At 66.1% G+C, this 17,630-nt stretch carries 19 protein-coding genes; 5 read left to right on the top strand and 14 right to left on the bottom strand.

The features are described from left to right. Positions 1–504: MFS transporter (locus EN780_RS11255; protein ID WP_128273732.1), on the bottom strand; the 504-nt coding region annotated here is incomplete at its 3' end. 111 nt (positions 505–615) lie between these two features. On the opposite strand from EN780_RS11255, the gene EN780_RS11250 reads away from it, so the two are divergent. Further along, positions 616–1,617, top strand: coding sequence for an ornithine cyclodeaminase family protein (locus tag EN780_RS11250; protein ID WP_128273730.1), 1,002 nt, complete (start codon positions 616–618; stop codon positions 1,615–1,617). Continuing rightward, on the top strand, positions 1,614–3,095 hold the full coding sequence (gene hutH, locus EN780_RS11245; RefSeq protein ID WP_128273728.1) for a histidine ammonia-lyase: 1,482 nt from the start codon (positions 1,614–1,616) through the stop codon (positions 3,093–3,095). The genes EN780_RS11250 and hutH overlap by 4 nt, the downstream gene beginning before the upstream one ends. A 75-nt stretch (positions 3,096–3,170) precedes the next feature. On the opposite strand, the gene EN780_RS11240 is transcribed toward hutH, so the two are convergent. The 8 genes from EN780_RS11240 to EN780_RS11200 form a co-directional block, all read right to left on the bottom strand. After that, positions 3,171–4,238 (bottom strand): ABC transporter ATP-binding protein, encoded by a 1,068-nt coding sequence (locus EN780_RS11240; RefSeq protein WP_128273726.1) that lies wholly within the window; start codon positions 4,236–4,238, stop codon positions 3,171–3,173. Next, on the bottom strand, positions 4,238–5,026 hold the full coding sequence (locus tag EN780_RS11235; RefSeq protein WP_127310478.1) for an ABC transporter permease: 789 nt from the start codon (positions 5,024–5,026) through the stop codon (positions 4,238–4,240). Before EN780_RS11235 ends, EN780_RS11240 begins: the two co-directional genes overlap by 1 nt. Further along, complete coding sequence (locus EN780_RS11230; protein WP_127310479.1) at positions 5,026–5,895, bottom strand: ABC transporter permease; 870 nt, start codon at positions 5,893–5,895, stop codon at positions 5,026–5,028. Before EN780_RS11230 ends, EN780_RS11235 begins: the two co-directional genes overlap by 1 nt. 29 nt (positions 5,896–5,924) lie before the next feature. Further along, on the bottom strand, positions 5,925–6,986 hold the full coding sequence (locus EN780_RS11225; RefSeq protein WP_127310480.1) for an ABC transporter substrate-binding protein: 1,062 nt from the start codon (positions 6,984–6,986) through the stop codon (positions 5,925–5,927). 39 nt (positions 6,987–7,025) lie between these two features. After that, the gene (locus tag EN780_RS11220; RefSeq protein WP_128273724.1) at positions 7,026–8,000 is read right to left on the bottom strand and encodes a PfkB family carbohydrate kinase; all 975 of its coding nucleotides are present in this window, start codon (positions 7,998–8,000) and stop codon (positions 7,026–7,028) included. Beyond that, entirely contained in the window at positions 7,997–9,034 is a 1,038-nt protein-coding gene (locus EN780_RS11215; protein WP_128273722.1) for an ADP-ribosylglycohydrolase family protein, read from the bottom strand. The genes EN780_RS11220 and EN780_RS11215 overlap by 4 nt, the downstream gene beginning before the upstream one ends. Position 9,035: 1 nt before the next feature. Beyond that, positions 9,036–9,761 (bottom strand): GntR family transcriptional regulator, encoded by a 726-nt coding sequence (locus EN780_RS11210; protein WP_128273720.1) that lies wholly within the window; start codon positions 9,759–9,761, stop codon positions 9,036–9,038. 347 nt (positions 9,762–10,108) lie between these two features. Continuing rightward, positions 10,109–10,879, bottom strand: coding sequence for an IclR family transcriptional regulator C-terminal domain-containing protein (locus EN780_RS11200; RefSeq protein WP_127390980.1), 771 nt, complete (start codon positions 10,877–10,879; stop codon positions 10,109–10,111). Positions 10,880–10,985: 106 nt separating this feature from the next. Between EN780_RS11200 and EN780_RS11195 the strand changes: the two genes are divergently transcribed. From EN780_RS11195 to pcaF, 3 genes are read left to right on the top strand one after another with little or no spacing between them, the layout of a single operon-like run. Beyond that, positions 10,986–11,843 carry a CoA transferase subunit A gene (locus EN780_RS11195; protein WP_128273718.1) on the top strand — a complete coding sequence of 286 codons (858 nt, stop codon included), beginning with the start codon at positions 10,986–10,988 and terminating at the stop codon, positions 11,841–11,843. Then, positions 11,840–12,643, top strand: coding sequence for a CoA-transferase subunit beta (locus EN780_RS11190; RefSeq protein ID WP_128273716.1), 804 nt, complete (start codon positions 11,840–11,842; stop codon positions 12,641–12,643). Before EN780_RS11195 ends, EN780_RS11190 begins: the two co-directional genes overlap by 4 nt. Next, complete coding sequence (pcaF, locus tag EN780_RS11185; protein WP_128273714.1) at positions 12,644–13,849, top strand: 3-oxoadipyl-CoA thiolase; 1,206 nt, start codon at positions 12,644–12,646, stop codon at positions 13,847–13,849. It abuts the gene before it with no gap. Positions 13,850–13,862: 13 nt separating this feature from the next. On the opposite strand, the gene pobA is transcribed toward pcaF, so the two are convergent. The 5 genes from pobA to EN780_RS11160 all read right to left on the bottom strand — a co-directional run. After that, positions 13,863–15,035: a 4-hydroxybenzoate 3-monooxygenase gene (pobA, locus tag EN780_RS11180; protein WP_128273712.1), complete on the bottom strand. Its 1,173-nt coding sequence runs from the start codon at positions 15,033–15,035 to the stop codon at positions 13,863–13,865. Continuing rightward, a complete protein-coding gene (locus EN780_RS11175) occupies positions 15,035–16,087 on the bottom strand; it encodes a 3-carboxy-cis,cis-muconate cycloisomerase (protein WP_128273710.1) in 1,053 nt (350 codons plus the stop codon). Before EN780_RS11175 ends, pobA begins: the two co-directional genes overlap by 1 nt. A gap of 11 nt (positions 16,088–16,098) precedes the next feature. Beyond that, the gene (gene pcaG / locus EN780_RS11170; protein ID WP_128273708.1) at positions 16,099–16,713 is read right to left on the bottom strand and encodes a protocatechuate 3,4-dioxygenase subunit alpha; all 615 of its coding nucleotides are present in this window, start codon (positions 16,711–16,713) and stop codon (positions 16,099–16,101) included. After that, positions 16,713–17,465 (bottom strand): protocatechuate 3,4-dioxygenase subunit beta, encoded by a 753-nt coding sequence (gene pcaH, locus EN780_RS11165; RefSeq protein ID WP_128273706.1) that lies wholly within the window; start codon positions 17,463–17,465, stop codon positions 16,713–16,715. Before pcaH ends, pcaG begins: the two co-directional genes overlap by 1 nt. Next, positions 17,458–17,630: carboxymuconolactone decarboxylase family protein (locus EN780_RS11160; RefSeq protein WP_189556487.1), on the bottom strand; the 173-nt coding region annotated here is incomplete at its 5' end. The genes EN780_RS11160 and pcaH, both read right to left, overlap by 8 nt.

Below are 17,630 nucleotides of genomic sequence, written 5' to 3'. Positions count from 1 at the left end.
GCCAAGCACCGGTCCGACCACCGGCGCGAACAGCGCCGGCCAGGTGATCAGCGCGGTGGCGGCGATCAGCTCCGACTTCGACGCATTGCGCAGCACCAGGATGCGGCCAACCGGCGTCATCAGCGCGCTGCCAAGACCCTGCACGACGCGGGCGGCGACGAACTGCGCCAGATTCTGCGAGAAGCCGCAGGCGATCGAGGCCAGGGTGAACAGGGCGATGGCGACCAGGAAGACGTTGCGCGCGCCGAAACGGTCGGCAAGCCAGCCGGACAGCGGTACGAACACGGCCATGGTCAGCATGTAAACGGTGATGCCGATGCTCATCGCCACCGCCGGCACGCCGAAGGACTGGCCCATTTGCGGCAGCGACGTCGAGATGATCGTCGAATCCAAGAGCTGCATGAAGAAGGCGACGGCGACGATCAGCGCCACGCGCCGTGCCTGGCGCGCCGGCATGGCTGTCGACGGCTGGGACAACATCGGATTGTCGGGGATGCTGCTCATGACGGACCTGCTTTGAACAGCATTGGGCCAGCCTAGTCCAGTGGTTATCCAACAAACTTTTGTGGTGCCTCGCCGCCTGTTATGGGAAAGTGGGCCTAAGAGGGGAATGGGATGAAGCCCATCTATATCGACTATCTCAACGCTCTCGATATCGAAGCGCTGGCGATGACCGATGCCGAGATCATCGGCGCGGTCGAGGCCGGCCTTGTCGCGCAAGGCAAGGGCCAGACGGTGATCGAACCCCGCGTCCATCTCGAGCCGGACCCGTCATTCCACGGCCATTTCAATGTCTTGCGCGGCTACGTGGCGCCGCTCGACGCGGCCGGCGTCAAGATCGTCGGCGACTACGTCGACAACTATCTGCACGGCCTGCCTTCGGAATTCGGCATCCTCAATTTGTTCGATCCACGCACCGGCACGCCGCGCGCCATCCTCGACGCCACCGTCATCACCGACATGCGCACCGGCGCCGTCACCGCCATCGGAGCCAAGCACCTGGCGAAGAAGACATCCAAGGTGCTCGGCCATATCGGCGCGCGCGGCACCGCCTACTGGAACGTCCGCCTGCTCGACCATCTTTTCGACTTCGACGAGATCCGCGTCCATTCGCGCCGGCCGGAAAGCCGCGATGCTTTCGCGGCGAAACTGTCGGCCGACCTCGGCAAGAAAGTCACCGCGGTCGCCGACTGGAAAAGCTGCGTCGACGGAGCCGACATCGTCGTCGAGGCCTCGCGGCTCAACGAACCGCAGCCGCTGCTCAAGACCGAATGGATCAAGCCGGGCGCGCTGGTGGTGCCCTATGGCACGATGAGCGCGGTGGAGCTGTCCTTGACCGACATCATGGGCAAGATCGTCGTCGACGATTGGGGCCAGTGCAAGAGCGGCAAGTTCGGCTCGCTGCGCGCCCATGTCGAGACCGGGCGGCTGAGCGAGGCGACGTTGCATGCCGAACTCGGCCAGATCGCCGCCGGCCTGAAGCCTGGCCGCCAGGGCGACGACGAGACCATCCTGTTCTGGCATCGCGGCCTGTCGCTCTCAGACATCGCGCTCGGCAAGGCGATGCTGGCCAAGGCCGGCACGCAAGGCGTCGGCCAGAGGCTGCGTTTCGCATGACCCCGCTCGTCCTCACCGGCGCCGGCGTCAGCATCGAGGATGTCGCCGCTGCCGCGCGTAATGCGGCCAAGGTGGAGGTCACGCCCTCCGTCATGGAACACCTGGCCAAGGCGCGCAAAGTCCTCGATGAAGCTGCCGCCGCCGGCCAGCAGATCTACGGCCTGAACACCGGGCTCGGCGCCAATCTCGGCACCGCAGTCGAGGGCGACGCCAGCGCCTTCCAGCGCCAGCTTCTCGATGGGCGCGGCGCCGCCGTGGGTGACGCGTTGCCCATCCAGCTCGTGCGGGCAGCGATGTTTGCCCGCATCGCCATGCTTTCAGCCGGCGGCTCGGGCCTGTCGCCGCATGTGTTCAGCGCGCTGGTCGAAATGCTGAACGCGGGCGTGCATCCGGTGATGCCGGCACTCGGCTCGATCGGCACCGGCGACCTGGTGATGATGACGGCGATCGCCCACACGCTGATCGGCGAAGGCGACGCCGATTACCAAAGCCGGCGCATGCCTTCGGCCAAGGCGCTTATGATGGCGCGCCTCCCTCCTGTCAGCCTGGCGCCGAAGGACGGTTTGTCGCTGGTCAATGCTTCGGCGGTCTCCACCGGCGCCGGCGCACTGGCACTTGTCGACGCGCTGTCGGCGATGGAACAGCAGCAGCAGGCCGGCGCGCTGACCATGGAAGCGCTCGCGGCCAACCGCACCATTCTCGATCCGCGCCTGCATGTCGCGCGGCCCGCGGCCTGCCAATTGCTGGCGGCAAGGACGCTGCGCGACCTGCTCGCGCGCGATCATGAAACGACGCCGACGAGCTTGCAGGATCCGCTGTCGATCCGCTGCATGCCCTCGATCCACGGGGCGCTGATCCAGGCGATCGATCATGCCAGGCTGGCGGTCGAGATCGAGCTCAACGCCGCCGCCGACAATCCGCTGGTGCTGGTCGAAGACGCGTTGGTGCTGTCGACCGGCAACTTTCACACCGCGTCACTCGCGCTCGCCTTCGAGACGCTTGGCCTGGCAATCGCGCAATGCGCGGGGGCTTGCGCCGCTCGCTTCATCCAGCTCACCGGCTCGGGCCGCAACGGCCTGCCCAAATACCTGTCGCCGCTCGGCGGCGCCTCCGCCGGCTTCGTGCCTCTGCAGAAGACCGTTACGGCGATCCTGGCCGCGATCCGCCATAAGGCCAACCCCGTGATGCTCGATTACCTGCCGGTCTCGGAAGGCGTGGAGGATCACGCAACGCAAACGCTTCTGGCGGTTTCGAAATGCGCCGACATGATCGTACTGTGGCGACGCCTGATCGCCATGGAACTGATGGCGGCGGCCCAGGCCGTTGACCTGCGTGAAGGGATCACGCTGGCGCCGGCAACCGCTGTCATCCACGCTTCTGTCCGCACGCATGTCCCGGCGCTCAAGGAGGACAGGCCGCTCGGGGCCAACGCCAACGTGCTCTACGCAGCGCTCGCCGACGGCTCTTGGCGGGCCTGAAAAACAAAGAGTTAGCCGCGTTTCTTGAATCGGCGTCAGCGCGACACGCTTCAGATGACCGCCCGACGGCGTCGATTAGCCCGCCGCAATCAGCACAGTACTGTCCGGCGACCAGCTGAGCACCACCGGCTGACCTTCAGCCAACCTTTCGGCGCCGGTGTTCTGCACGATCACCTTCAGCGTCTGGCCGTCGCGGTCGACAAAATAGGTGCTGTTGTTGCCGGCGAAGATACGCTTGGACACCTGTCCCCTGAGCGTATTGGCTTTGTCCGCATCGGGCTTCGCCGCGCCGGTCGAGATCTGGATCCGCTCCGGCCGCACCGCGCAGCTCGCCCTGGCGCCGGCTGCCAGCGAAGGCCCAAAGGCAGCGGCGATCGTCGTGCCGTCGGGCAGCCTGATCCCATTGCCGGTCGCGTCGCCGCGAAAGATGTTGGCGTCGCCGAGGAAGGTCGCAGCGAACTCGCTTTGCGGCCGGTCGTAGATCTCCTCCGGCGGCCCCTCCTGCACCAGCCTGCCATCGCGCAGGATGCCGATGCGGTCGCTCATCGTCAGCGCCTCTTCCTGGTCGTGCGTGACGAAGATGGTGGTGATGCCGATCTCGCGCTGGATGCGCTTCAACTCGATCTGCATGTCGACGCGCAGCGCCTTGTCGAGCGCGCCGAGCGGCTCGTCGAGCAACAGCACGCGCGGCTTGGTGACGATGGCGCGCGCCAACGCCACACGCTGGCGCTGGCCGCCGGAGAGCTGGTGCGGCCGACGGCCGCCGAGCTTGCCGAGCTGCACGAGGTCGAGCGCGCGCTGCACTTCGGGAGCGATCGACGCCTTCGGCTCGCCGCGCACCGACAGGCCGAAGGCGACGTTGTCGGCGACGCTCATATTGGGAAACAGCGCATAATTCTGGAACACCATGCCGATCCGCCGCTTCTCGACCGGCACGCGCTCGACGCTTTCGCCGCCGATGGCGATGCGGCCGGTGTCGGGAAAATCGAAACCGGCGATCTGCCTGAGCAGCGTCGTCTTGCCGCTGCCCGACGGCCCGAGCAGCGCATAGAAGCCGCCATCGGCAAAATCGATTGAGACATTATCGAGCGCCCTGTGCGCGCCGAAACTGCGGGAGACATTCGCTACCTGGACGCCTGCCATTATTTCTCTCCGCCGAATTTGAAGAAGCGCGCCGTGAGCAGCATCAGCGCCATCGAGACCACGATGATGATGGTGGAAACCGCGTTGATCTCGGGCGTGAAGCCCTTGCGGATCGCGGCATAGATCTCGACCGGCAGCGTCGTCTGGCCGGGCGTCGACAGGAAGTAGGAGACCACGAACTGGTCGAACGACACTGCGAAGGCGAACAGCCCGCCGGCGATGACGCCGGGCATGATCCACGGCAAGGTGACGCGGTTCGTCACTTGCCACTGATTGGCGCCGAGCGAGCGCGCCGCCTCCTCCAGCTCGGGCGCGAAGGTCTGCAGCCGGGCCGACACGACCACGATGACGTAAGGCAGCGCCAGCGCGACATGGCCGAGCAGGATCGCCACCAGCCCGCGGCCGATGCCGATGCCGAAGAAGAAGATCAGCATCGCCGTGCCGGTGATCAGCCACGGAATGGCGATCGGCGGGAAGAGCAGCGCCTGCAGGACTTTCTTGCCCGGGAAGTCGCAGCGGTAGAGCGCCAGCGAGGCGGCCGAGCCGAGCACGGTCGCGATGACGGTGGTGATCACCGCGATCTCGATGCTGTTCCAGGTCGCCGCAATCAGCTGGTCGTTCTGCCAGAGCGAGGCATACCAGTCCGTCGTCCACTCGAGCGGCAATTGGTAGAAGGGCGAGGCGTTGAACGACATCAGCGCCATGATGATGATCGGCAGATAGAGGAAGCCGAGCAGCAGCACGATGTAGCAGCGCCCAAGCCATTCGAGGATGCGCGTCGTCGCCATCAGGCGGCCCTTTTCAGCATCGGCGACGCCACCGCCAGGATCACCAGCACGACGGCGAGCAGGATGAAGGACAGCGCCGCGCCCAGCGGCCAGTTGAAGACCGCGACGAACTGGTCCTCGATGACGGTGCCGTAGAAGGTACCGGTGCGGCCGCCGAGGATGCGCGGCTCCATGAAGGAGCCGACGACGGGCACGAAGATCAGCGCTGCCCCGGCGATCAGGCCAGGCATCGACAGCGGGATGATCACGCGCCAAAGAACCTGCCGCCGCGACGCGCCGAGCGAGCGGCCGGCCTCGATCAGCGAATCGTCGATCGCCTGCAGCGTCAGGTAGCAGGTCAGCACCATGTAGGGCACATAGGAGTGCACCAGGCCGATGATGACGGCCGGATAGGAATACATCAGATCGATGTTGATCTTGAAGGGCAGCACGGCGTTGAGCGCCGTGTCGAGGATGCCGCCCTCGCGCAGCACCATCGCCCAGGAGAAGATGCGCACCAGCCCGTTCGACCAGAACGGCAGGATGACGAGCAGGAAGATCGCCTCGCGGCTGCGTCCCTTCAGCACCTTGGCCAGCACATAGGCTGCCGGATAACCGATCACCACGCACCAAAGGGTGACCTCGAGGCCGAGCCGCAGCGAGGCAAGCAGAAGCGTCAGATAGAGGCTCTGCGAGAAGAAGGCCGCGTAATTGTCGAGTGTGAACGCCCATTCCCTCCCGGCCAGCGGCAGGTCGGTCATGAACGAGAAGAAGACCATGGCCGACAGCGGCAGGAAGATCGCCACCGTCAGCCACAGATAGGCCGGAAGGAGAAGCGGCAGGGCCGGCTTCAGCCCGCGCCGCGAACCGATCGCATGCTGGTCAGCCATGGATGCCTCTCCTCCCCGAAAGACGCCGACTACTTCACGTTGACCTTCAGCTCCTGCCAGAGCGCCAGGTACTTCTCGCGCTGCTCGTCGGTGACCGGCGCCTGGAACTGGATGCGCTTGGCGACCTCCGGATCGCCCATGACCTTGCGGTTGAAGGCATCCTCAGGCAGCGCCTCGACCGCCTTGGTGTTTGCCGACACCGGCGCGCCGACCTTGGTGACCCATTCGACGTAGAATTTCGGGTCGATCATGTAGTTGATGAAGGCTTCGGCGCCCTCGACATTCTTGGAGCCGGCCGGGATCGAGAAGGCGTCGAGCCAGGCGACGGCGCCTTCCTGCGGGATGACCAGCGAAACTGGCAGCTTGAAATGCGTCTTGGCGCGGTCGGCCGAGCCGCTCCAGTAGGTGCCGATGTCGATCTGGTTGGAGGCGACCATCTGGTTCCAGTCGTTCTCCGAGCTCCAGAACGTCTTGATCTGCGGCATCAGCGAGGTGAGCTTCGCCTTGACCGCTTCCATATCCTTGATGTCGTTGATGTTCTGGCCACTGGCAATGGCGCCGAACTGCACCGCCTCGACGGCATCGTCGCGGATGATGACGCGGCCCTTATGCGCTGGATCCCACATTTCGGCGATGCTTGTCGGTGGCTTGGGGAACGACTTCTCGTTGATCGCTAAGGCGGTCAGCCCCCAGACCCACGGCACGCCATAGACCTTGCCGTCATGGTTGAGCATCGGTGAGCCGGCCTTGTCCTTGCTGATGTCGGCGTAGTTGGCAAGCTTCGACACGTCGATCGGCTGGATCAGCTTGCCGGCCATTGCCTGATCGTTGAAGGCGGCATTGATCATGACGACGTCGTAAAGGCCGGGATTGGTCCTGAGCTTGGTCAGCATCTCCTGTTCGGAGTTGAAGAAGTCGTTGACCACCTTGTTGCCGGTCGCCTTCTCGAAGGCTGCGATCGCCCATGGCTCGTCGGCGCCGTAACCCTTCCAGTTGAGCACATGCACTTCGCCGGCATTGGCGGCAAGCGTGAATGCTGAAGCGAAGACGGCTGTCGCCGTCAGAAAAGCGGTCAGTCTGGGCATGCGCATGTTTCTTTCCTCTCATTGTTTGCCCGGTTTGCGGGCTTGTTAAGTTGTGGCCTCTTGTTCCCGGTCCTGAGCGCTCGCCGTTTGAACGCGCCGGGCAAGGAATTCCTGGATTTCGGCGTCGGTCGGCGCCGACGATCCGCCATGACGAGTGACGGAAAGCGCAGCCGCCGCGTTGGCGTAGCGCGCTGCTTCGTAAGGCGGCATTCCGCGCGACAGGCCGCTGACGAAGGCGCCGATATGGGCATCGCCGGCGCCGTTGGTATCGATGGCTTCCACGTCAAAGCCCGGCACCGCCTGCGTCCGGCCATCGGCAAGTCGTACGAGGCAGCCCTGCGCGCCGGCGCGGATGACGACGCCCGCCGCTCTCTGGCAATGGTCGGCGAGCAGCCGGATGGCGACGGTCTGCGCGTCGCCCGAACCGGCGATCTCGGCCGCCTCGATGGTGTTGCAGCTCAGCCAGGTCGCGCGCGCCAGCACCCGGTCCAGGATCGGCCGCGGAATCTCGGCTATCACCGGCGTCGGATCGAAGACGAAGGGGACTTCCGCAGGCAGCGCCTCGATCCAGTCGGTGAGCGTATCTCGGCTTCCCGGATAGCTCAGCGTGTAGCCAGAGGTGAAAACCCAATCGCCCGAAAGGATTTGGACCGGCTTCATCATGTCGAGCGTGAGCCTGCTCTCAGCCCCCGGCCAGGAGACGAAGGTCCGTTCGGCATCGCCGCTGATCATGGCGACGCAATTGCCGCTGTCCATCAACGGCGATGGCGGCGTCAACGTCGCGATGCCTTCGGCGGCAAAAGCCGTGCGCAGGAAATCGCCGTCGGGCCCGGTGCCGAGCTGACCGCCGAACACCACCCTCATGCCGGTGCGGCTCGCCGCCACCATCATGTTGAAGCCGCCACCGGCGACCCGCGCGTAGCTTGACGCGGTCTTCTCGGTGCCTGGCGCCGGCAAGGCGTCGATGCGGTAGACATAGTCCACCACGGCGCTGCCGACATGGACCAGCCGTCCGCTCATGCGGCAGCCTCCTTGCCGGAGCGGATCTTTGCCTTGCGTGCCGCGACGAGATCGTCTGCCAGCGCGCGAACCTCGGCGAGATCGATGCCGTGCAACTTGGCGATGCGGTGCTGCGGCAGGCGCGACAGTCCGGCTGAGGCGCCTGCCATGCCGGCGGCGATGGCGCCGATCGTGTCGGTGTCGCCGCCGAGATTGGCGCTGATGACGGCCGCCCGCCAGGGATCGCCATCGGCGACCTCCAGCACGGCGAACGCCGCCGGAACCGATTCCTGGCTGGCGACGCCGGTGCCGACCAGATCGACGATCAGCCTGATCGCTTCTTTCTCCGTCTTGCCGCGCACGAGGTCCTGCGCCCAGGCGATCCGCGCTGCGATATCGCCGCCGGTGACCCAATTCCCGTGCGTTGCCCCCAGCCGCGCCGCGGTCACGGCGCGCGCGGAAGCCGCGCGCCAGTCGGCGCCTGAGACTCCGCTGCTGACCGCCGCAGCGACCGCGGCGGCCGAAGCTATGGCAATCGAGGTGTTGTGCGTCGCCCGGCAGGTTTCCGCGACCTTCGCAACCAGCGCGTCGAGCGGCTCCGGTGGCATCATGATGCCGACCGGCGCGATGCGCATCGCCGCGCCATTGGTATCGCCGCCGCTGCCGGCTTCCTCCGGCGGCACGCCGTCATTGATGGCGTCGATGGCGCGCTTGGTCGACGGGCCGAGCAGGTCGTAGCTGCCGCGCGCCTTGACCTCGCGCTCCCAGTCGAGCAGCGCATTGACCCAGCGCGTGTGGTCGAAACGGTCGCCGGACTCGACCATAATGCGGCCAAGCAGCAGCGCCTGTTCCGTGTCGTCGGTGATCGTGCCGGCAGCAAGGCCCTTCGACACCGGATGGTCGTCGACGGGCGCGACGAAGTCCTCGACATGGCCATAAAGTTCGGCGATCCGGGCCGGCGACAGAAGCTGCGTCGGCATGCCCAGCGCGTCGCCAAGCGCGCCGCCGATCAGCGCGCCCATGGCGCGGTCGATCGCCCCGGCCGCATCCGTCATCTCAAAACTCCAGATGCAGGGCGAAATGCGCCGGGTTGAGCAGGCTGGTGACGAATTCGATGGCGCGGCCGTCGGCGGCGCGGGTCAGGCGCCGGGTGCGCAGGAAGGGCGTGCCGGGCGCGCAATCGAGGATAGCGGCATCCGCCGCGCTCAGCATCTCGATGTCGACCCATTCCTCGCCATGGTCGGGCACCAGCCCTGCCCCGCGCAGCGTCTGGTGCAGCGAGCCTTCGCGCAGGCCGCGCAGCGGCACGTCTTCCAACTCGGGCGAAAGCGGCAGGCGGCTGCGCTCGATCGAAATCGCATGGCCGTCATTTGCATTGGTGCGGACGCGATCGACGGCGATGAAGGCCGGATTGTCGACACCGAGTCTGGCGGCAAGGTCCGCGTCCTCGATGACTTCGAGCCGCAGCGTGCGCGTCTCGGCATTGGCGCCGGCATTGGCAAGCGCGCGCGACCAGCCGACGGCATCGTCGACCGGCATGCCGTCGAAGGTGACGAAGGAACCGATGCCGACCCTGGTGGTGATCAGGCCCCGGCTCGACAATTCCTCGAGCCCTTTGCGGACCGTGTTGCGGCTGACGGAGAAGCGCTGGACGAGTTCGTTCTCGCTCTGCAGGCGGTCGCCGAAGCCGAGCACCCCGGAGCGGATTTCGTGCTCCAAAACCGTCGCGATCTGCTCGGGCTTGCCGGTTCCGGGGGTGATCTGCGTCGCGCGACGGGCCATATCGATACCTGTTCAGTGAACCTGTATAGTCCTGTTCAATAGTGCATTCGAAAGGCGGCGTCAACGGGTAAGCCTTTGAGCAGGGAACGAACTCCTCAGGCGACTACCTCATTCCCATTTTCAACCGTCGCGCCGCCCCTCACCTGCCTGCCCACCCCTCTCCCCGTATAGTGACGGGGAGAGGGGCGCTGTCCTGCCGGTTTCGCCAATCATCAGCGTTGCCAAGAAAGGGCCGTCGTTGTGGCCAGCCCCTTCTCCCCGTCACTATACGGGGAAAAGTGCCCGGCAGGGCGATGAGGGGCGGCGCCAACCTCGGACAATTGGCAACTGGCGGCGACGATCGCCAGTCAGACGAAGAAGAATTCCTCGACCCGCTGCTTGGCCTTGCGCAGCCCAGGCAGGATCTCGCGCTCCATCGCCTCGACCGAAAAGCGGGCCGACTGCGTCGAGACGTTGATGGCGGCGACGACCTGGCCGGTACGGTCGCTGATCGGTACGGCTATCGAACGCAGGCCGAGCTCCAGTTCCTCGTCGACAATGGCGAAGCCGTCCGTCTCGGCCTGTTGAACCGCCTTGGCCAGCAAGTCCCGCCTGACGATCGTCTTCGGCGTCCGCCGCTCGATCTTTGCATCGGCGAGGAAGGTCTTCATCTCACCGGCGCTCAGGCCGGAGAGCAGCACGCGACCCATCGATGTGCAGTAGGCGGGCAGCCTTGTGCCGACGTCCAGCGCCACGCTGAGGATGCGGCGGCCGGGGATGCGCGCGACATAGACGACATCCTCGCCCGACAGCACCGCGGCGTTGCAGGCCTCGTCGAATTGCGCGGCCACCTCGCGCATGATCGGCGCCGCGAAGGTCCACAACGAGGCGCCGCCGAGCCAGGTCCGCGCGACGGTGAGCAGGCGCGGCGACAGTGAAAACAGCCGGCCCGACTGCGTCGCGTAGCCGGTGGCGACCAGCGTCAGCAGAAAGCGGCGGGCGCCGGCGCGGGTCAGGCCCGCCTCCTCCGCCATCTCGGTCAGCGTCATGCCGGCCGGGTAGCGGGCGAGGATCTCCATCACCGCAAGGCCGCGCTCCAGCGAGCCGACATGATCGCGCGAACTGGCTTCGTCTTCCACGACTGGGCCCATGGCATTGACTCCCCGTCAGGGCAAGATTAGAAAGTATCTCATATAAAACATATGTTCGCAATGCGAACTTTCTTGCCAACGCCGGAGCCCAAGCATGGTGAAGTTCCTGCCGCTGAAGGAGGCTGTCGCAGAGAACCTGCACGACGGCGATACGGCCGCATTCGAGGGTTTCACCCATCTGATCCCGACCGCAGCCGCGCACGAAGCCATCCGCCAGGGCTTCCGCGATCTCACTTTGATCCGCATGACGCCGGACCTGATCTACGACCAGATGATCGGCATGGGCATGGCGAGAAAGATCATCTTCTCCTATGTCGGCAATCCCGGCGTCGGCCTGCTGCGGCGCGCCCGCGACGCCATTGAGGATGGCTTTCCGCGCGCGATCGAGATCGAGGAGCACAGCCACGCCGGCATGGCCAACGCCTATGAGGCGGGTGCTGCCGGCCTGCCCTGCGCAGTGTTCCGCGGCTATCGCGGCGCCGGCCTCGCTTCGGTCAACCCGAACATAAGGGCGCTCACCTGCCCCTTCAGCGGCGAAGTGCTCGCCGCCGTTCCATCGATCCGGCCCGACGTCAGCTTCATCCATGCGCAGAAGGCCGACCGCAAAGGCAATGTGCTGGTCGAAGGCATCATCGGCATCCAGAAGGAAGCCGTGCTCGCGGCCAGGCGCGCCGTTGTGACGGTCGAGGAAGTGGTCGACAATTTCGACGACCTCCACCCCAACCTCACCGTTCTGCCGAGCTGGACGATATCGGCCATCTCGGTCGTGCCGGGCGGCTCGCATCCGTCCTACGCACACGGCTACTATGCGCGCGACAACGCCGCCTATCTCGAATGGGACGAGATCGCCGCCAACCGCGACCGCTTCCAGGCATGGATGCAGAGGAACGTCATCGAGGGCAGCGCCGACGACTTCGCCGCCCGCGTCGAACATCTGAGGAAAGCCGCATGAGCGACGCCGGAAATCTGGGCTTCACGCCCAACGAAATGATGACGATCGCCGCCAGCCGCGCGCTGAAGAGCGACGACGTCTGCTTCGTCGGCATCGGCGCGCCATCGGCCGCCTGCAACGTCGCGCGGCTCACCCATGCGCCGGACATCACGCTGATCTACGAAAGCGGCACCATCGGCACCGCGCCCGACATGCTGCCGCTGTCGATCGGCGACGGCGAACTGTGCGAGACAGCAGTCACCACCGTCGCGGTGCCGGAGATGTTCCGCTACTGGCTGCAGGGCGGCCGCATCTCCATCGGCTTCCTCGGCGCAGCCCAGCTCGACAGGTTCGGCAACATCAACACAACCGTCATCGGCGACTACGCGCACCCGAAAACGCGCCTTCCCGGTGGCGGCGGCGCACCGGAGATCGCCACCTCTTCAAAAGAGGTCTACATCACCATGGCGCAATCGAAACGCGGCATGGTCGAAAAGATCGACTTCTTCACCTCCTTCGGCCATGGCGAGGGCGGCGATCACCGCAAGCGGCTCGGCATCGATACGGCCGGCCCGACGCTTTTGATCACCGACCTTGCGATCTGGAAGCCGGATCCGGTCACCAAGGAATTCACCGTCGTGTCGTTGCATCCAGGCGTGACCCGCGAACAGGTGCAGGCGACCTGTGGCTGGGTGGTAAGATTTGCCGAGGCTCTTGACGAGACGCCGGCGCCGACGGAACTCGAGCTGACGACATTGCGCGATCTTCAGGCCCGCACCAAGGCGGCGCATGAGGGGACCGCCAAGGGGAAAGCTGCATAGATGACCGACGCCTTCATCTGCGATTACATCCGCACGCCGATCGGCCGCTTTGGCGGCGCGCTCTCCTCGGTGCGCGCCGATGATCTCGGCGCCATACCCTTGAAGGCTTTGGTCGAGCGCAACATGGGTGTCGATTGGGCTGCCGTCGACGACATCGTCTATGGCTGCGCCAACCAGGCCGGCGAGGACAACCGCAACGTCGCCCGCATGGCGCTGCTGCTCGCAGGCCTGCCCCAGGACATTCCGGGCTCCACCGTCAACCGCCTCTGCGGCTCGGGCATGGATGCCGTCACCATCGCGGCGCGCGCCATCAAGGCCGGCGAGGCCGAGCTGATGATCGCCGGTGGCGTCGAGTCGATGAGCCGCGCGCCCTTCGTCATGCCCAAGGCTGACACCGCCTTCTCGCGCAACGCCGAGATCCACGACACCACCATCGGCTGGCGCTTCATCAACCCGCTGATGAAGAAACAGTATGGCGTCGATTCCATGCCGGAAACGGGCGAAAACGTCGCCGCGGACTTTGCCGTTTCGCGCGCCGACCAGGATGCCTTTGCCGTGCGCAGCCAGGACAAGGCTGTGGCGGCGCAAGCCAATGGCCGGCTGGCGAAGGAGATCACGCCGGTGACGATCCCGCAAAGGAAGGGCGACGCGATCGTGGTCGGCAAGGACGAGCATCCACGCGCCGGCACCACCATCGAGGCGCTGGCCAAACTGCCGACGCCGTTCCGCCCGGGCGGCACGGTGACCGCCGGCAATGCCTCCGGCGTCAATGACGGCGCGGCCGCCCTCGTCATCGCTTCGGAAGCAGCCGCGAAGAAACACGGCCTGACGCCGATCGCCCGCATCCTTGGCGGTGCTGCCGCCGGCGTCGCGCCGCGCATCATGGGCATCGGCCCGGCGCCGGCGACGAAGAAACTCTGCGCCCGCCTCGGCCTGACGCCCGACCAGTTCGACGTCGTCGAGCTCAACGAGGCCTTCGCCTCGCAGGGCATCGCGGTGCTGCGCCAGCTCGGCATCGCCGAGGACGTCGCGCACGTCAACCCGAATGGCGGCGCGATCGCGCTCGGCCATCCGCTCGGCATGTCGGGCGCCCGCATTACCGGCACGGCGGCGCTGGAGCTTCGCGAGCGCGGCGGCCGCTATGCGCTCGCCACCATGTGCATCGGCGTCGGCCAGGGTATTGCGATCGCGCTGGAGCGGGTTTGACGGGCCTTGCCGATCAATACGGCAGGCCGACGTAATTCTCCGCCAGAGCGGTAGACGCCGCTTTGGAATGCACGAGATAGTCGAGCTCGGCTTCCTGGATGCGCTGGCCGAATTCGCCCGTCTCGGGAAAACGGTGCAGGATCGTCGTCATCCACCACGAGAAACGCACCGCTTTCCAGACCCTCGCCAGCGCTTTGGCTGAATAGGCATCGAGCCCCGCCTGCGACCTCTCGCGATAGAATTCGCGAAGCCCGGCAAAGAGATAGCGCACGTCGCTGGCGGCAAGGTTGAGGCCCTTGGCGCCGGTCGGCGGCACGATATGGGCCGCGTCGCCGACCAGGAACAGCCGGCCGAAGCGCATCGGCTCGGCGACGAAGGAGCGCAGCGGCGCGATCGATTTCTCGAAGGACGGCCCGGTGGTGACGGACGCCGCCGTCTTCGGCGGCAAGCGCCGGCGCAACTCGTCCCAGAAACGGTCGTCGGACCAGGCTTCGACGCGCTCGTCCGCCGGGCACTGCACATAGTAGCGGCTGCGGTGCGGCGAGCGCATCGAGCACAGCGCAAAGCCTCGCTCGTGATTGGCGTAGACCAGCTCGTGGTCGGCCGGCGGCACCTCCGCCAGCACGCCCAGCCAGCCGAACGGATAGGTCCGCTCGAAGGTCTTCAGCGCGACCTCTGGCACCGAGCGGCGGCTGACGCCGTGGTAGCCGTCGCAGCCGGCGATGAAGTCGCAGTCGATGCGGTGGCCGACACCGTCCCTGTCATAGGTGACGAAAGGCGCCGTGCCATCGAAATCGTGAAGCGCGACATTGGCGGCTTCGTAGACGGTGACCAGCCCCGCCGCCTCGCGCTTGTCCATCAGATCATGCGTCACCTCGGTCTGGCCGTAGACGGTGACATGCTTGCCGCCGGTGAGCGCCGTGAGGTCGATGCGGTGCAGGCGACCGTCGAAGGCGAGCGAGATGCCGGCATGCGGCAGGCCCTCGGCGTGCAGCCTGTCCGCGGCGCCGGCCTCGCCGAGCAGGTCGACCGTGCCTTGCTCCAGCACGCCGGCGCGCACGCGGCCGAGCACATGCTCCCGGCTCGACCGTTCGAGAATGACGGTCTCGACACCGATGGTGGCAAGCAACTGGCCGAGCAGCAGGCCGGATGGGCCCGAGCCGATGATAACAACCTGTGTACGCATCAGTGTCCGAGGCTTTCGATCTGTCCGGCAAGCTCCGCGGCGAGCCGGAGTGCTCCCGCTGTCGCCACCGCCATCTGCGGCAGGATCAGCCATTCCAGTGTCCAGGCGGCGCCAGAGCGCTCCTGCTCGTGCACCAGCGCCTGGTGCATGCCGGCAAGCTGGGTGGCGTTGAAGCGGGCAAGGGCCACCAGCGCCTCCGCCTTCACCGGGTTCTGCTTGTGCGGCATGGCCGACGAGCCGCCGCCCGCGGACAGCTTGATGTCCATGCCGCCTTGCGCCATCAGCGCGATGTCCTGGCCGAACTTGCCGAGACTGCCGGTCACCAGCGACAGCCAGCCGGCGAAATCGGCCAGCGCGTCGCGCTGGCTATGCCATTGCGGCGCATCGCCAAGGCCGAGTTTTGCGGCAAGTGCCGCCCGCACGGGCGCAGCCTTGTCGCCGAGTCTATCGAGCGTGCCGGCCGCGCCGCCGAACTGGACGACGAGCAGGCGCGCGGACTGTTCCTTCAACCTGAGTTGGTGACGCTCGAGCGGCGCCCGCCATGAGGCGATCCGATCTCCCACCCTGATTGGAATGGCCGGCTGCATGCGCGTCATCGCCATCAGCGCCCTGCCCCCGAAATCCTGTTCGAGGCCCGCAAGCCGCACGATGTTTTCGCTGAGCAGCAGGCCGATATGGTCGACCGCGCCGCTCAGCCGCAGCACCAGCGAGCTATCGATGACGTCCTGGCTGGTCGCGCCGAAATGAACGAACGCATTGTGCGGTTCGCCGACGGCGGCCTTGATCTGGCGTACCAGCTCCGGCACCACGACCCCGTCCCTGGCAACGCCGGCCCTGAGCCTGGCCGTGTCGGGCCGGAACGAGGCCAGCGCCGAGCCGATTGCCGTTGCGGCGTCGTTGGAAATCACGCCGCACTCGGCCTCGGCCTCGGCCAGGGCGCGCTCGAAAGCCAGCATCGCGTCGATGTCGGCTTCCACGGAAAAATGCCTTGCCGCCTCCTCGTCGCCAAGGAGAGCCGAAAGCAGCGGATGATCGAAGGGCGATACGGTCATGTTCAGGCCGGTCAGCTGTCGAAGAAGACCGTCTCCTTGTCGCCCTGAAGGTGGACATCGAAGACGTAGGTGTCGCCCTGGCGCTCGGCGATCAGCGTCGGCACGCGCAAGCGATGCTCGATGCGGGCAAGGATCGGGTCCTCGCCATTGGCCTTTTCCTCGTCCGAGAAATAGAGCCGGGTGTGGAGGCCGATATTGATGCCGCGCGCCACGATCCACAGCGTGATGTGCGGCGCCATCAGCCGCCCGTCGCGGAACGGCACACGGCCGGGCTTGATCGTCTGGAACAGGCAGACGCCCGTTTCCATGTCGGTCGGCTGCCGGCCCCAGCCCATAAAGTTCGGATCGGCCGCGCCGCGCAATTCGGCCGGCGAATTGTAGAATCCGCTGGCATCGGCCTGCCAGATCTCGATCAGCGCGTCCTTGAGCGGCGCGCCGGCGCCGTCGAAAACGCGGATACGTAGCTCGATGCGCTCGCCCTTGGTCTCACCGTTGACCATGCTCGAGCCAAGATCGCTCTCATAGACGCCGCCGATGCCGCAGAAATTCGGCGTCAGCCCGATATGAACGTAGGGTCCCGCGGTCTGCGAAGGGCTCTCCTTCAGCCGGTCGAGCGATTGCGCCATCAATTGCCCTCCGGCCTGTTCTCGAACAGCGTCGAGCGACGTCCGCGCAGCACGATATCGAACTTGTAGGCGAGCGCGTCCATCGGGATCGTCGACTGCATGTCGAGGGTGGCAATCAGCGCTTCGATGGCTGCCTGGTCGGAAATGCCGCCGACGATCGGGCAGCGCCAGATCAGCGGATCGCCTTCGAAATACATCTGGGTGATCAGCCGCTGCGCGAAACCCTGGCCAAACACCGAAAAATGGATATGGGCAGGGCGCCAGTCGTTCGGACCGTTCGGCCACGGATAGGGTCCCGGCCTGACGGTGCGAAAGGCGTAGCCGCCGTCATCGCCGGTGATGGTGCGGCCGCAGCCGCCGAAATTCGGATCGAGCGGCGCCAGATAGCCGTCCTTCTTGTGGCGGTAACGGCCGCCGGCATTCGCCTGCCAGAATTCGAGCAGCACGCCCGGCACGCCCTTGCCCCGTTCGTCGAGCACCCGCCCATGCACGATGATGCGCTCGCCGATGGCACTCTCGCCGGGCTGGGCGAAATTGTGGATCAGGTCGTTGTCGAATTCGCCGAGCATGGTGTGCCCGAACACCGGGCCGGTGAGTTCCGACAGCGTATTGTCGAAGGAAAGCAGTGCCTTTTGCGGCGAGCGCAGCACCGAGCTCTTATAGGCGGGCGTCAGCGCCGGCGGATGCCAAAGGCGATCGCGCTGGAAGAAGGCGCCGGTCTCCGGCGCCCGGTTGGAGCCCGGCTCAGGCATGGGCATTCTCGTCCATCTGCGCGAACACCTCCTTGGCGATCCTGAAGGCGCGGTTTGCGGCCGGTACGCCGGCATAGATCGCGACATGCAGGAAAGCCTCGCAGATATCGTCGCGCGATGCGCCGGTGTTGGCGGTGGCGCGCACATGCATGGCCACCTCCTCGT

Origin of the sequence: Mesorhizobium sp. M4B.F.Ca.ET.089.01.1.1, from assembly GCF_004022605.1 — a bacterium.
In the GTDB taxonomy this organism is placed as follows: Bacteria; Pseudomonadota; Alphaproteobacteria; order Rhizobiales; family Rhizobiaceae; genus Mesorhizobium; species Mesorhizobium abyssinicae.
Note: the sequence above shows the minus strand (reverse complement) of the source record. Positions and strands in the feature narration are given on the sequence as shown.

Bases quoted from the DNA above. Each gene is read 5' to 3' on its own strand.
- pcaH (WP_128273706.1), bottom strand. From the start codon at position 17,465: ATGCCTGAGCCGGGCTCCAACCGGGCGCCGGAGACCGGCGCCTTCTTC.
- EN780_RS11210 (WP_128273720.1), bottom strand. From the start codon at position 9,761: ATGGCCCGTCGCGCGACGCAGATCACCCCCGGAACCGGCAAGCCCGAG.
- EN780_RS11225 (WP_127310480.1), bottom strand. From the start codon at position 6,986: ATGCGCATGCCCAGACTGACCGCTTTTCTGACGGCGACAGCCGTCTTC.
- EN780_RS11215 (WP_128273722.1), bottom strand. From the start codon at position 9,034: ATGACGGATGCGGCCGGGGCGATCGACCGCGCCATGGGCGCGCTGATC.
- hutH (WP_128273728.1), top strand. From the start codon at position 1,614: ATGACCCCGCTCGTCCTCACCGGCGCCGGCGTCAGCATCGAGGATGTC.
- EN780_RS11235 (WP_127310478.1), bottom strand. From the start codon at position 5,026: ATGGCGACGACGCGCATCCTCGAATGGCTTGGGCGCTGCTACATCGTG.
- EN780_RS11230 (WP_127310479.1), bottom strand. From the start codon at position 5,895: ATGGCTGACCAGCATGCGATCGGTTCGCGGCGCGGGCTGAAGCCGGCC.
- EN780_RS11195 (WP_128273718.1), top strand. From the start codon at position 10,986: ATGGTGAAGTTCCTGCCGCTGAAGGAGGCTGTCGCAGAGAACCTGCAC.
- pcaF (WP_128273714.1), top strand. From the start codon at position 12,644: ATGACCGACGCCTTCATCTGCGATTACATCCGCACGCCGATCGGCCGC.
- EN780_RS11175 (WP_128273710.1), bottom strand. From the start codon at position 16,087: ATGACCGTATCGCCCTTCGATCATCCGCTGCTTTCGGCTCTCCTTGGC.
- pobA (WP_128273712.1), bottom strand. From the start codon at position 15,035: ATGCGTACACAGGTTGTTATCATCGGCTCGGGCCCATCCGGCCTGCTG.
- pcaG (WP_128273708.1), bottom strand. From the start codon at position 16,713: ATGGCGCAATCGCTCGACCGGCTGAAGGAGAGCCCTTCGCAGACCGCG.
- EN780_RS11240 (WP_128273726.1), bottom strand. From the start codon at position 4,238: ATGGCAGGCGTCCAGGTAGCGAATGTCTCCCGCAGTTTCGGCGCGCAC.
- EN780_RS11250 (WP_128273730.1), top strand. From the start codon at position 616: ATGAAGCCCATCTATATCGACTATCTCAACGCTCTCGATATCGAAGCG.
- EN780_RS11190 (WP_128273716.1), top strand. From the start codon at position 11,840: ATGAGCGACGCCGGAAATCTGGGCTTCACGCCCAACGAAATGATGACG.
- EN780_RS11220 (WP_128273724.1), bottom strand. From the start codon at position 8,000: ATGAGCGGACGGCTGGTCCATGTCGGCAGCGCCGTGGTGGACTATGTC.